General features: G+C 74.4%; 9 protein-coding genes. 4 read left to right on the forward strand and 5 right to left on the reverse strand.

The features are described 5' to 3' along the window. Positions 1 to 515: 515 nt before the first annotated feature. The 4 genes from F9278_RS37795 to F9278_RS37810 all read left to right on the forward strand — a co-directional run bounded on the left by F9278_RS37795 (position 516) and on the right by F9278_RS37810 (position 8,319). Positions 516 to 3,956 (forward strand): CHAT domain-containing protein, encoded by a 3,441-nt coding sequence (locus tag F9278_RS37795; protein WP_152172309.1) that lies wholly within the window; start codon positions 516 to 518, stop codon positions 3,954 to 3,956. A gap of 19 nt (positions 3,957 to 3,975) precedes the next feature. Further along, entirely contained in the window at positions 3,976 to 5,934 is a 1,959-nt protein-coding gene (locus tag F9278_RS37800) for a caspase family protein (RefSeq protein WP_152172310.1), read from the forward strand. A 315-nt stretch (positions 5,935 to 6,249) separates the two neighbouring features. Next, complete coding sequence (locus tag F9278_RS37805) at positions 6,250 to 6,948, forward strand: Crp/Fnr family transcriptional regulator (RefSeq protein ID WP_152172311.1); 699 nt, start codon at positions 6,250 to 6,252, stop codon at positions 6,946 to 6,948. A 120-nt stretch (positions 6,949 to 7,068) separates the two neighbouring features. After that, on the forward strand, positions 7,069 to 8,319 hold the full coding sequence (locus F9278_RS37810; RefSeq protein ID WP_152172312.1) for a hypothetical protein: 1,251 nt from the start codon (positions 7,069 to 7,071) through the stop codon (positions 8,317 to 8,319). Between the two features lie 61 nt (positions 8,320 to 8,380). Here F9278_RS37810 and F9278_RS37815 read toward each other — a convergent pair whose 3' ends face one another. Genes F9278_RS37815 through F9278_RS37840 form a run of 5 tightly spaced genes read right to left on the reverse strand, consistent with a single transcriptional unit; the run spans position 8,381 to position 13,580 of the window. Then, positions 8,381 to 8,842: a hypothetical protein gene (locus F9278_RS37815; RefSeq protein ID WP_152172313.1), complete on the reverse strand. Its 462-nt coding sequence runs from the start codon at positions 8,840 to 8,842 to the stop codon at positions 8,381 to 8,383. After that, entirely contained in the window at positions 8,829 to 10,052 is a 1,224-nt protein-coding gene (locus F9278_RS37820) for an Hsp70 family protein (RefSeq protein ID WP_152172314.1), read from the reverse strand. The genes F9278_RS37815 and F9278_RS37820 overlap by 14 nt, the downstream gene beginning before the upstream one ends. Then, the gene (locus F9278_RS46505; protein WP_193241820.1) at positions 10,049 to 12,259 is read right to left on the reverse strand and encodes a dynamin family protein; all 2,211 of its coding nucleotides are present in this window, start codon (positions 12,257 to 12,259) and stop codon (positions 10,049 to 10,051) included. The genes F9278_RS37820 and F9278_RS46505 overlap by 4 nt, the downstream gene beginning before the upstream one ends. Before the next feature lie 6 nt (positions 12,260 to 12,265). Beyond that, positions 12,266 to 12,865 (reverse strand): hypothetical protein, encoded by a 600-nt coding sequence (locus F9278_RS37835; protein ID WP_152172315.1) that lies wholly within the window; start codon positions 12,863 to 12,865, stop codon positions 12,266 to 12,268. Further along, positions 12,849 to 13,580, reverse strand: a complete 732-nt coding sequence (locus tag F9278_RS37840) for a nucleotide exchange factor GrpE (RefSeq protein ID WP_193241821.1) — start codon at positions 13,578 to 13,580, stop codon at positions 12,849 to 12,851. Before F9278_RS37840 ends, F9278_RS37835 begins: the two co-directional genes overlap by 17 nt. Positions 13,581 to 13,582: the final 2 nt, after the last annotated feature.

Raw genomic sequence — 13,582 nt, forward strand, 5'->3', positions numbered from 1 at the left:
GGGTGTCGCGTCCGGTCACCGGCGCGGGGTGTCGGGGTGTCCGGTGCGTGTCGTATTCGGCGCGACTGCTTTCGGATTTCGGGAATTTGACGAAACGGGTTGCTGCCGGATCGGGTCTCGCGGGACATTTCCGGGTGGCGCGGGGAGGCCTGTCCGTGGGCGACGGTGTGGAGCGGTACGTTCCGTGGGACGTCGGGGTGTTGACCGACCTGCTGATGTTCGAGCGGCGGGGGGTCGATCCGGGGGCGTATCGCGTGGCGGGGGCGGTGGGATCGGTGGGATCGGCGGGGGCGGCGGGTCCGGGGGTTCGTGCTCGGGGTGACGCTCACGGTCACGGTCACGCTCACGGTCACGGTCACGGTCACGGTGACAGTGATGGTGACCGTGATGGTGACGGTGGCGTCCTGGACCTCTGTCTCGTCGCGGCTGCGGCGCTTGCCGCCGGGGAGCCCAAGCGGGCCTCGGCGGTGTTGGAGGAGGGTGCCTCCTCCCGGGCGGATGGTCGGGCGCGGCTCGTGGGCGCCGGGCTCGTACGGGCGCTGCGGGCCGCCGCCGTGGCCATGGACGCAGAGTGGCAGCCCGGCACCTCGACCGTGCCGTTCCGGTCGGAGACCGCCGCCGCGCCGCTCGCGACGGGTGGCGGCACCCGGGCCGCCGCAGAGTCCGTCGCCGACCGGCGGCTGCGGCTCGCCGCGCATCTCGCCGGGCGGCACTGGCCCGTTCTTCTCTCCGCCCGGATGACCATCGGCCATGGCGTCGAGGCGACGGCCGCGCAGGAGAGGGCCGTCCGGCACGGGGTCGACGCGCACTGGACCGAGCGGGACCGTGCGGAGGCCGTACGGGAGCCGTTGAAGTGGTTCGACGCGCTGTACGGGGAGTATGGGGAGTACGGGGCGTGTGGTGTGTATGGGGTGCTCGGGGGTGCGGACGCTCTCGCGTGCGACGCCCTCGCCCAGCATCTGCTGCTCGCCGCCGATCTTCGGGTGCGGGCGGGGGACCGGGCGGGTGCCGGGCCGTCGGCCCGGGAGGGGGTGAGGTGCGCGTCGGGGAGTCCGGCGTCGGCCGGGTTCGCCGCGCTGCTCGTGGGGGACTGGCGGCTGGGGCGGCCCGGTGCGGCGGAGCAGTGCGGCGTGGAGCCGCCCGGGGCGCGGGCGTTGTCGCGGGCGGCGGCGCGGTATCGGCGGGCCGAGGCCGCCTATCGGGACGCGGGTTCCGAGCGGGGGCGGGCGGCCGTGCTGCTGCGGCTCGCCCATGTCGAACGGCTCGGGGGGCGGCCGGAGGCGTGCGAGCGGTTCCTCGCCCGCGCCGAGGAGTCGGCGCTCGCGGCGGGTGACGGGGCGTGCACCGCGCTCATCCGTGTCCACCGGGAGATCGACGCGATCGCCGTCGGCGCGCGGTCCGGGGCGGGCGTCGCCGAGGCGGTCGCGCACTGGGCGCGTACGGACGGCAGCACCTCCTGGCTACGGGGGCTGCGCCAACTCGTCCTGGAACGAGCGGAGTTCTGGAGCGCACGGGGTGACACGGTCAGGGCCGGGCGGGCGGCGGGGCTGGCTCGGGGGTTGGGCGGGGAGGGCGGGGGCGCCGGGGTGGAGGCGGGGCTGTATCGGCGGGCGCGGCATCGGCTGGTCGGGGTGGTGCTGGCCGGGACGGAGCAGCAGGAGCACGTGGCCGCCGTCGGGGCGTGTGTCGGGCGGGGGGAGGCGCCGGGTCTGGCGGACTGTCTGGGTGTCATCGCGGCGGCCCAGGCCTTCCACCGGCAGGCCGTGGCGCTGCGCGATCCCGAACTGATGCGCGCCTCGGGGGAGTCGATCGAGGTCGCGATCGAGGTCGGGACGCGGTATCTGCCCGGTGGCGATCAGGTGGACACGGTCCTCGCCCTGCTGCGGTCGGACCTGGTCTCCGGCCGGGTCCACGAGTCGTACCTCCGCTCCCGCCGTGCCCGTACCGCCGGGCTGGTGGCGGAGGCGGACCGTCTCGCGCGGCGGGCCCTGCGGGAGGCCGAGGGCGTCCCGGACGAGCTGTTCCGGCTGGTCGTGGGGTGCTCCGCACGGGTCGATCTCGGCGAACGGGCCGCCGCCGTGGCCGCGGCGGAGGCGGCCGAGCCGAGCCTCACCGCGCTCGCCGCGGCGGCGCTCTGGCTGCGCCTGGGCGAGCCCGAGCGGGCGGCCCGGTATCTGCCGCGCATCGGCGTCGACGGTCCCGGCCCGGAACATCCCTGGGAACTCCCCGCGATCCGGGCCGACCTCGCGCTCGCCCGGCACGCCCACGACGAGGCCGCCGCGCATGCCCGGGAGGGGATCCGCGCGTTCGAGGAACATCGGCGCCGCCTCGCCCGCGACGCCCTGCGGGCCTCCTCCGCCGACGATCCGGTCGTCGCCGGGCTCCACCACGCCGCCGTGGTCTCCCTGCTGTCCTCCGGACGCCCCGACGCCGTCGCCGCCGCCTTCGACCAGGCCGAACGCGCTCGCGCCGGTTTCCTCGACACCGTCCACGCCCTCGACACGGCGCCCTCCGGCTCGCCCGCCCGCACGGCGGTACGCGACTGGCTGGCCGCCGAGGTCCACTGGTCGGCGGAGTTCGAGGAGAGGGCGGCGACGCTGCGGGCGGCCGGGCAGGCCGGGGGTGAGCGGGGCCGCGCCGGGCAGGACCGCGTCGGTGAGATGGATGGGAAGCGGTGGCTCGGTGAGGTCGAGAGGGGACTTGGCGTGGCCGAGGAGAAGGTGCGGCGGCTCGCTCCGGCCGCGTTGGGGGCCTCGTACGCCGGGGAGTTACCGGACGCGGCGGCCGTGGCCGGGGCCCTGCCCGGCGGCACGCTTCTGCTGACCTATCACGTCTTCGACGACGTCCTGATCGGCTGGGCCATGACCCGCGACGGCCTCACCCACGAGCGGCAGACCCGGCGGCCGCACACCACCGTGGCCGCCGTCCGCCGCTTCCACGCCTGGTGCGCGCGGCCGGACGCCCCCGGCCCCGGCGGCGACGACGAGGGCGAGGCCGCCGGGCGGGAGCTGGCCGAGCTGCTGCTGCGGCCGTTCGCCGGGGCGCTCGACGGCCACCGGCGAGTGATCGTCGTGCCCCCGGCGGCCTTCGCGCTGCTGCCGTTCCACGCCCTGCCCTGGGAGGGCGACGTCCTCGGCGATACCCACGACGTGTCCTACCTCCCGGCGGTCTCCCTCCTCACCCGCCGTCACGGCCGACCTCCGGACCGCCCCTGGACCGAGGTGGACGCGCTGCTGGTCGGTGCCCCCGCGAGCGATCCCCGCCACGGGCTGCGGGAGTTGCCGGGCACCGCCGCCGAAGTCGTCGAGGGCGCACGGCTGTTGCCCCGTGGCCGGGCGCTCACGGGGCCCGCCGCGACCCGTGACGCGGTGCTGGCGGCGGCACACGGCTGCGAGGTGCTGCATTTCGCGACCCACGGCATGGTCGACGAACTCGCCCCCCACCGCAGCCGGTTGCCCCTCGCCGGTGACGATGTCCTGGGCCTCGCCGACCTGTTGGGCGTGGCGCACGAGCCGAGACTGCTGGTGCTGTCCGGCTGCGACACCGGCCGGGGCACGGCCACCGCCGGCGGCGACGTCCTGGGGCTGACCCGGGCCGCCCTGATCACCGGGGCCCGGCACGCCGTGGTCTCGCTCTGGCCGGTCGACGACACCACCGGCTGTCTCGTCCTCGCCCGCACCTACGCGTGGCTGGCCGAGGAACCCGCCGTCCACCCGGGCACCGCACTGGCCCGAGCGCGGCGCGAGGTGCGCGATCTGTCCGGGGCCGAGCGGTACGAGGAGTTCCGCGCACTCGCCCGCCGGGCCGGAGTCCACCCCGGCCCGGCCGACCGCGGCCCCGCCCCGGCCGCGCCCCGGCCGCGGTCCCGCGACAGCGCACCCCTGGGCACCGGCCGGGTCACGGCACACCCCCGGCACCCGTACCACTGGGCGCCCTTCATCCACGTAGGCACATGAGACACACCGGAGGTGGGCGATGACGCGGCGAGCGGTACTGATCGGTGCCGAGACCTACGGTCTGACCGGGGTGCACACCGATGTCGGGGTGATGGGCGAACTCCTCGCCGGGCACGGCTTCACCGACATCCGGGTCCACACCGGGGACCGGGCCGACTACGCGGGCATCAAGGGGGCGTTGCGCGGGCTGCGCGCGGATACCGCCCCCGGTGACGCGCTCGTCGTCTACTACTCCGGCCACGGGGCGCTCCTGGGAGACCTGCAGTGCCTCGTGCCCGTCGACATGGCGGACGGTACGGCCACGGACTTCCGCGGCTATCTGGCCGAGGAACTCACCGCCGCCGTCCGCGTCCTCACCGAGAGGACGGCCAATGTCACCGTCGTCCTCGACGCCTGCCACTCCACCGGGGCGGTGCGGGAGGCCGCGTACCGGGCGGGGCGGTCGGCGCTGCGGTCGGTGGAGGTGGCCCTCGAACGGAGCGTGTGGGACGCGGGGTTCGCCCGGCTGCGGGCCCTGTCCGGCTCCCGCGACCCGCTGGTCCCCGGCGTCGTACGGCTGACCGCGTGTCAGCAGCACGGTTCGGCGTACGAGGCCGAGTTGCGCCCGGGGGCGGGCAGGCAGGGCGTGTTCACCGCCGCGCTCGCCGAGGCGCTCGGCACGCGGTGGGGGCGGGAGCTGCCGTGGTCGGTCCTGATCGCCCGGATCCGTGACCTGGTCAAGCAGCGGCAGGTACGGCAGTGGCCCGACGCGGGCGGCCCGGCCGGACGGCTCCCCTTCTCCCTGGAGGAGCCGCCCACCCCGGAACGGCTGCCGCTGCTACGGCGCGACGGACGGTTCGTCGTGCCGGGCGGTTCCGTGTTCGGGCTGGGCCGAGGGGACACGGTGTCCCTGCGGTTCCCCGTCGACACGACCCCCGGCGCCCCGCCCGGCGGCCGTTCACGGAAAACCGCCGTACCGGAGGCGGTCACACCGGAGTCGGCCGAATCGGAGGTGGCCGTGTCGGCGGTCGTGGTGGAGGCGGGGGCGGGGGACGCGGTTCTCCGGGCCGTGCCGGGCCCCGGGGGTCCCTCCGAGGACGACCTGCGTACGGCGGAGCCACCGCCCGGTGCGTACGCGATCCCGGTCGAGGTCCATGACCGCCGTCATGTGTTCCTCGACGCCGAAGGGCCCTTCACCGACGCCCTGCGCGAGGAGTTGGCGGGCTGCCCGCGCCTCGCCGAGACGCCGCACGTCCAGGACGCCTTCGCGACCGTACGCGTACGGAACGGGCGCGCCGAGGTACTGGACCGCGACGGGCATCCCTTTCGGGAGCCGTGCGGCGAACCGACGCGGCTGGCCTCGCTGTTGGAGGAGCTGGCGCGGGGGGAGCGGGTGCGGCGGCTCACCGATCCAGTGGGAGCGGGCCTGCTCGGCGCCCCCGTGGAGGTCCGGTTCGAGAGCGAGGACCCGGTCGGCGGTGACGTCTGGCGGCCGTTGCGGCGGGAGGGGGTGCGGCTGTACGACGGCGACCGCTACCGGGTGGTCGTGGCCAACCGCTCCGGTGTGCCGCTGTACTTCTGGGTGATCGGCGTGGGGCTCAGCGGGCGCGTCACCCTGGTGACCGCCGACCAGCCCAGCGGTCTCCGGGTGGAGCCGGAGGGCGCGGCACATCGCGCCACCCGAGTCACCCCGCCGGTCGAGATCTACTGGCCGGGCGATGTGCCCCGGCGGGGGCCACGGCCGGAGACCCTGCACGCCCTCGTCGGCGACCGGCCGATGGACCTCGGCGGGCTGGCCTCCCCCGAGGCCCGCGAGCGCACCGCGCGCGCCGGCGCCGACCCCGCCCTGGACGCGCTGCTCCGCGAGGTCTGGGACGGCGTACGCGACCAACGGCCCCTCGGGAACGAGGAGTTCCACCACCGGGTGTGGACCGTGCACGCCGACGCGTACCCGGACCGGAACGCCGTCGCCCACCTCGACGAGGAGGCCGGTGCGTGAAGGCCATTGCGTGCGCCCCGGTGCGGTGCGTGCATACACGCGGGACCCGGCGGCGTCCGTCCGGCCGGGTCCCGTGTGTCCCCCCGCGTGTCACAGCATGCGCGCGGTGCGGGGTCCGCTTCCCCGCAGCAGTGCGGAATTCGGCGGTTCGGGTTCGCCACGGGTTCCCGCCCCGATCTCCCACCCGCCCCGGTCTCCCATCCGACCCCCTCCCTCAACTGGCTTGAACGGAAAGGGTATTTAGGCGTCGATCGGTGGATATCATGCTGGGCAGCGCGGACGTACGGGAAGTCATGGAGGCGAGGCGCGGACGTCATGGACGGGTGGCCGCACGGCACGTTCCTCGCCGAGTTGTCCGGGGCCCCGGAGGCCGGCGCGGCACTGCTCTCGCTGGGGACCCCACGCTCGTACGAGGCGGGCGAGATCCTGCTCTCCGAGGGGCGGCGGGAGACCTTCGTGCTGTTGCTGCTGACCGGGGTCACCAAGGTCACCGCGCTCACGGAACAGGGCGACACCGCGCTGCTCGCCGTACGGATCGGCGGGGATCTGGTGGGGGAGTTCGCGGCCTTCGACAACCGGCCCAGATCGGCCACGGTCACCGCCGCCGGTACGGTCACCGCCCGGCGGGTCGGCCAGCGGGAGTTCCTCGGTCTCCTGGACCGGCATCCGGCCACCGCCCTCGGGGTGAGCCGCATGCTCGTACGCAAGAACCGATGGTCGGTACGGCGGCGGGGCGACTTCAGCGGCTGCCCGGTGGGCACCCGGGTCGCCCGCGTCCTCGTCGACCTGGTCGAGGACTACGGCCGGCCGAGCCGTGACGGACTGCTGATCGGCCCCCGGCTCACCCAGGCCGAACTCGCCGGACTGGTCGGCGCCAAGGCCCGCCGCGTCCATCACGTCCTCGGTGAACTCTCCGACCTGGGCCTGATCCAGGTCGGCTACAGCAGGGTGACCGTCCTGTCGGAGGCCGGGCTTCGCCACGCGGCACGGCTGGCGCGGGCGGACGGGCGGTAGGAGAGCAGCGGCCCGGCAAGGGCAGGGGGCATGGCAGGGCAGGGGTGGTGTTGGGGGACAAGGGCGCGGAGGACGAGGGTGTGGGGGGGCAAGAGTGTGGGGGGCGATGTGGACGGTGACGTGGACGACGACGTACTGGCGACCTCGGATCTGCTCGCCCTCGACGGTTCGGTCCCCAAGGGGCCGGGCGGCGAGCGGCCTCCGCCCGACCGGCTCGGCGGGGTCTCGCTGGGCCGTCCGCTCGGCTACGCCCTGCCCGTGCAGGCCGACGGCGGTACGGCGACGCCCACGCACCGCCCCCATCGGGACGTTCTCCTGTGCTTCCCGTTCGACCTGGAGGAACTGCCGTACGGTCGCGCCTACCAGCAGGTCACCCTCACCGTCCGCTTCGACGACGGCCCGTACGTCCTCGCCCTCCATCCGGCACCGGGTACGACGGCCGGGGACGGGGCGGAGGTCGCCGCGTACGGGATGGGGCAGGACCGGCTCCGCTGGACCTTCCGGGCGCCGGGCCGGACCGGTGGGCTGCGGCCCGACGGGCGCTGGGCACAGGCCGTCGTACGGCTGCCCGGTGACACGGTGGAGGTGTCGGGCCGGCTGAGTCTGGAGACGGTGACCGTGCAGCCCGTGCTCGGCGGGGCGTTCCGTCGCCGGGTGGCGACGACCCCCTTCGACACACCGTTCCGGCTCCGTACGGACGAGACCTGGCTCGCCGCGACACCGCCCGCGTACGACGCCGCCCTTCCCGGCGCCTGGGCGCTGGCCGGGCTCGGCGGTGAGGAGCATGAACTGCCGCCCGGGGTGCGGCGGTTGTGTCTCGCCGTCGACATCGAGAAGTACAGCGCGCGGGACAACGCGGACATGGTGCGGTTGCAGCGGGTGCTGCTGCGGACGCTGCGGGGGGCGTGTGCGCGGGCCGGGGTCGGGTGGGAGCGCTGTGGGCGGCAGGCGCAGGGCGACGGCTATCTGCTGGTGCTGGAACCGGGGATCGACGAGTCCAGGGTGGTGCCCGCGCTGCTGGACGGGCTGGCCGCCGGTCTCGCCGCGGGCAACGCCCTCGCGCCGGTCCGGATGCGGGCCAGTCTGCACCAGGGCATCGTCCACGAGGCGGACAGCGGTTACGCGGGCTCCGCCGTCGTGGCGCTCTTCCGGGTGCTCGACTCGCCGCCCGTCCGCAGGACCCTCGCCGACGCGCCGGAGGTCCACCTGGTGGCCGCGTTCTCCGACCCGCTCTACCAGGATCTGGTGGTGGCCAGCGGTTACGCGGGCCTGTCGGCCGAGGGCTTCCGGCGCGCGGAGGTGCGGATCGAGGCGAAGAACTTCTCCTCCGTCGCCTGGATCCGCACGGTGGCGGTGCCGCCGGGACGGTAGGGGCGGGGGTGACGGTGGCGGTAGGTGCGGTGGGCGTCCGTGTCCGTGGTGCTCGTGCCGTTCACAGGCGGCATTCCTGGTGGCACCAGGTGAAGAGGGCGCGGGACTCGTCGAGCCACTGGTCGGCCATGACGCGGAACGCGGTCCGGGTCACCTGGCAGGCCAGCGGCAGGGTGCGGAAGCCCATCAGGTACGGGGGCTGTTCGCCCGCGAGGTTGCAGATGGACAGGGTCGGGGCGAGCTGTTCGATGTTCCAGGCGGTCGCGGCGGCTGCGGCTCGGGCCAGTTGGTCGTTCTCCAGATAGCGGTCGTCGGTGACCATGATCAGCAGCATCTCGGTGCTCGTCGTGGTGAAACCGAGCTGGATCCGCCGCTCGGCCTCCGGATGCTCGAACTCCAGGCCCACCGAGGAGGCGTCCGCCTCGAACGGGCGGTGCTGGCGGGTCACCCAGTCGTTCACCAACCGCCGCCAGTGGACGGCCAGTTCGACGGGCTGTTCCATGGACGGGTCAGTGTCTGACATGGCTCATGGCCTCCCTCACCATCTCGCCGGTCAGCCCGGCGTCCAGCAGCGCGCGGACCTTGGTCGGCAGGGGTGGGGGTTCCCTCTGGACCTCGAAGCCCTGCCAGGCCAGCCAGGCCGCGCCGGTCGCCACCGCGAGCTCCGGCTCGGAGACGGTGAGGACCGTACGGCCCGAGCGTTCGGACAGCAGCTCGCCGACCATGGGCAGCCGGGAGCTGCCGCCCACGGGGACGATCAGATCGAGGTCGCCCCACTCCAACCCGTAGGCGCGCAGCACCCGTTCGCACTCCTCGACCGTCTCCCACAGCAGTGGCCGTATCGCCTCCCGCAGATCGGCCTGGGTCAGGGTGACCTCGGCCGGCGGGTCCAGCATGGTCAGCAGATCGGAGTGCTCCTGGGAGACGGAGAGCTGCTGCTTGAACGTGACACAGGCCTCGGAGAGCAGGATCGCCCGGCGCAGCGCCGTCGCGTCGTCGTGGTGCGCGGAGGTCTGCCGGAGCCGGTCCACGCCGTCGGGGCAGCGGTCCCGCAGGAGGCCCAGTACGACCTGGTCGATGGCGAGCCCGCCGACATGGGACAGACCGCCGGGGGCGCCGAGGACCGAGTAGCTCTCCTTGGTCCCCTGGGCCACCGCGAGGTCGAAGGTGCCACCGCCGAGGTCGTAGACGAGCACCGTGCGGTCACGGTCCATGCCGTGGTCGTGCAGGGCGTAGACCATGGCCGCGACCGGTTCCGTCTCCAGCCTGACGATCTCCGGCGGCAGCCCCGCGGCCTCGGCGGCGGTCAGCATCAGCTCGCGCCGGTACTCCTCCCAGGTCGCCGGGACGGTGATCACCACGCGTGCGGGGGCGGCGTTGACGGCGGTTCGCGCCCGGTCGACCAGGAAGCCCAGCACTTCGGCGGTCAACTGCTCGGTGGTGAGCAGGCGTTCGCCCAGCTGATGCCGGTCCGGTTCGCCGAACTCCTGCTTGAACTCCGCCCGGAACCGCCCCGGACGCTGTAGCCGAGAGTTCTGTGCCGCCTGGCCCACCACCATCGAGCCGTCCGGTTGCAGGCACACCGCGCTGCGCACCGAGGTGGCCCCGAACGGGCTCACCGGGTCGCGCACCGGCAGGGGCGGGTGGTCCGGCCGCAGGACCACCAGCGCGGACGTCCAGGTGCCGAAGTCGATGCCGTAGACCGGGCCCGTCGGGTTCCCGCCGCCGCTCATGGGGTGTCGAACTGGTCGGGGTCGAAGGAGGAGCCGAGGCCGGGGGAGTCGGCGCTGAACGGGGGTGTGTCCGGCGGGGGTTGGATGTCCGGGGGGGTGAGGTCGACGGTCGTCTCCTCGGCCGGTGCGGCGTCGACGGGTGTGGCGTCCTTGGCCGGGGCCGGGGCCGGGGCCGGGTCGAAGGCCGGGTCCGGGGCCGTGGTCGTGAAGGCCGTGCCGGCCTGGGTGAAGGCCGCGCCCACGGCGACCTCCGCGGCCAGGCCGGCCGCCACGTCCTTCGCGGCCGACCCGCGCGGCCGTGCCGGGCCGGGTGCGGTGGGTGCCGAGGGCCGCGGTGGGGGTGGTGTCGTCACGCGGTCCACCCGGCCCCGCAGCCGGTCCAGTTCGTTCTGCAACTGCTGGTAGGTCTGCTGTCGGGCCTGCAACTCGCCCCGGCGCTTGGCGAGTTCGGCCTTGGTGCGGCCCGTGGCGGCCTGAAGCCTGCGGCCGGACTCGGCGAGGGACTCCTGCTGGGCGGAGAGCTGGGCGTTGAGGTCGGCGATGAGCGCCTGGGCGACGTCCCCGTGGGCCTGGTTGAAGGACTCGGTGGCGCGGCGGCGGCTCTCGGCGATCTCCTGGGTGATCAACTGCTGCATCCGGGCGTCCCGTTCGCGCTCGGCACGTTCACGGAGGTCCCTGCGGTGGTTGCGCACGCCGTGGACGAAGCCCATCGTGCCCAGGCCCACCACGGCCGCGGCGCCGCCGATGAGGAAGGGGTCCATCATCATGACGACCCCGCCCGCGCCCGCGCCCGCCATCCCGGTGGACCAACTGGCCCGCAGCTGATCGAAGAACCGGGCCGGACGCACGTTCAGCGGCACGGAGGGAACCGAGATGGCGGGCTTGAAGGGCGGTTCGGGCACCTCCGGCGAGGTGAGGTCGAGGCTGGTGCGCCGGGCGAAGTCCTCCATGACGGCCACGGCGACGGCGGCCAGCTGTTCATGGGCCGTGGTCAGTGCCTTGAGCATGTCGGCGGCGACCCGGCCGACCAGCTCGTCGTCGCCCGGGTCGGTGCCCGCGTTCACCTGCTCCTGATAGACGCGCAGCGCCGAGGTGAACCCGGTCTGGAGCCCTGTACGCGCCTCGCGGGTGTCGTGCTCGAAGCACTGCCGCAGCTCCGTACGCCACTCGGCGCCGCCGGTGGCCAGCGCCTTCAGCCGGGTGGTGGTCTCTCCCACCTCGCGGCGGATCCGGTCCAGGGACTCGTCCGACTCCAGGGCCGCGAGTTCGTTGACCACGGGCGAACCGGCGGTCGCCACGGCGTCGCCGAGCGCGTCCAGGGCCCGGCGCAGCTGGACGGCGCCGCTGGTCGTGGCGAGCCCCTCCCACAGGGCGTGGTCCAGCTGCGGGAAGCCGGAGTCGGCCAGCAGCCGGCCGTCCGTGCGGTCCCTGAGCCACTTGTGCTTGCGGAAGGAGGAGACGGGGACGACGACCAGCTGTTCGGCGGGGCGGCCGGTGCGGGCGGCGATCTTCTCGCGGGCCCCGGCGACCACGGGCGCGGGATCGGCGACCTTGTCGGTCTTGGTGACGACGGTGATGACCACCTCGCACTTCTCCAACGCCTCGCTGAGGAAGTCGAGTTCGTAGGTGGCGAGGGGCTCGATGGCGTCGCAGACGAAGACCAGGCCGTCGGCGCGGTCCAGGAACGTCCGGGTGGCGGCGATGTGCGCGGAGTCGCTGCTGCCGACGCCCGGTGTGTCGATGACGGTGAGACCGGACTTCAGCTGGGGCACGGGGGCCTGGATCTCGACGAGTTGGACCTGCTTGTGGTTGCGCGGGTTGCCCTGCTCGGTGACGTACTCCGGTAACCGGTCGATGCCGACCGTCACTTGGCGTGCCGTGGTGCCGCCTCCGGTCTGCGGGGCTCCGAGGTGCACCACGGCCTGTTCGCGCGGGCCCCAGGAGAGGGTGCACACCACACAGGTCGCCACGTCGACGTCCACGGGGAACAGTCCTGGCCGTTCCACCAGGGCGTTGAGCAGGAAGGACTTGCCCCGCTTGAACTCACCGCAGACCACGATCCGGCAGGTGCCCCGCTCCAGGCGAGTCCTGGAGCGGTCCAGCAACTCCCGCTGACGGGGCCCCAGTTCCTCGGCAAGCGCTGCGGTGAGCCGGGGGTGGGCGGCCAGTACGTCCGCGCGCAGTCGGCTGAAGACGTTGTCCGGCATGGTGGTTCACCTTTCGTCGGGCCGGTGTGGGTCGGGCAGATAGCGGCCCAGGAACTTGGGGGCGAGCCGGCGGTAGTGGGGGACGAGCGCGGGTTCCAGCAGCCGGGTCAGCAGGCCGCCGAACTCGCCGGGCCGGGCGCCGCCGCCGGGCTGCCGCCCGTGCGCCAGCTCGTCGAGCAACTCGTCGTAGAGCGTGAGGAGTCGGGTGCGCAGGTCGCGGTAGGCGTTGGTGGTCAGCCCCGCCACGGCCGGGTGGGGGAACCGGCCGACCGGCCGGGACCACTCCGCGCGGGAGCGGTGCGGCTCCTTGAACCGCAGGTCCGTGTACTCGACCAGCCGCCGGGTCGACCAGTCCACCGTCGCCGTGGCGAACGGCGGGAACAGATCGGCGCCCCCGGCCGGGTCGGGCCGCATGACGAACAGGGGCAGCCGTACGTAGACCCGGGGCGTCCCGTCCTGCACCACCGGCACGGGCAGCGGCCAGCCGATCCCCGCCTCCATGGGCACGAGTTGCCGGATCACCGGCGAACGACGCACCTCCCGGCACAGCGCCTCCGAGCGCGGGCCTTCCGCCGGACTCCCCGCCGGGTCACCGGATGTCGTCATGGGACGCCTCCCGGGAGGAACCGTGGAACGAGCCGGGTGGTGAGTCGGGGGACGCGCTGTGGGACGGGTCATGGGTGGGGTCGCCTTCCTCGCCGGGCTGCGGGACGTCGGGGGTCTCGCCGTCGGGTTCGGGTACGCCGTGGGGCGGGCAGGGGGGTGTGTCGTCGGGTTCGACGGCGGTGTGCGTGACGTCGGGGGTGCCGTGGCCCGGTTTCGTCGGTGGTACGTAGGCGATGACCTCCTGGTGGCGGAGTACGGTCCCGCCCCAGAGGTAGCCGGGGCGTACCGTCTCCGCGATGGTGCCGGAGCGCAGGCCCGACGGGTCGGTGCGGGTGGCGACCACGTTGTGCCGGGTGGGGTCTGCCCGGCCGGAGTCCTCGACCGCTGTGACACCGGCCGCGACCAGTGCGGCCAGCACGCTGCGGCGCACCCAGTCCAGCACCGGGTCGTGCGTCCGGGCGTCGGCCGTCCCCGGGGGCGTCGGCGGCAGTTCGGCGATCCGGTCCAGCAGCCGGATGAGCGGGGCCGCGACCTCCGGCACCGGGGCGGTGGGCACGGCCGCGGCGGGCCGCGGCGCTGCCGGGGGCTCGTACCGGGCCCGTAACTCCCGTTCGATACGGGCCCGTTCGGCCAGGAGCCAGTCGGCGCATCGGGTGGCGAGGTCGGTCAGGTCCTCGGGCGGGTCGTCCGCCCGCTCGACGTTCGGCGCAGCCATGG

This window comes from Streptomyces phaeolivaceus, from assembly GCF_009184865.1.
Classification (GTDB): Bacteria; Actinomycetota; Actinomycetes; order Streptomycetales; family Streptomycetaceae; genus Streptomyces; species Streptomyces phaeolivaceus.

Coding starts and splice junctions, on each gene's coding strand:
- F9278_RS37800 (WP_152172310.1), top strand. CDS start 3,976: ATGACGCGGCGAGCGGTACTGATCGGTGCCGAGACCTACGGTCTGACC.
- F9278_RS37805 (WP_152172311.1), top strand. CDS start 6,250: ATGGACGGGTGGCCGCACGGCACGTTCCTCGCCGAGTTGTCCGGGGCC.
- F9278_RS37815 (WP_152172313.1), bottom strand. CDS start 8,842: ATGTCAGACACTGACCCGTCCATGGAACAGCCCGTCGAACTGGCCGTC.
- F9278_RS37820 (WP_152172314.1), bottom strand. CDS start 10,052: ATGAGCGGCGGCGGGAACCCGACGGGCCCGGTCTACGGCATCGACTTC.
- F9278_RS46505 (WP_193241820.1), bottom strand. CDS start 12,259: ATGCCGGACAACGTCTTCAGCCGACTGCGCGCGGACGTACTGGCCGCC.
- F9278_RS37835 (WP_152172315.1), bottom strand. CDS start 12,865: ATGACGACATCCGGTGACCCGGCGGGGAGTCCGGCGGAAGGCCCGCGC.
- F9278_RS37840 (WP_193241821.1), bottom strand. CDS start 13,580: ATGGCTGCGCCGAACGTCGAGCGGGCGGACGACCCGCCCGAGGACCTG.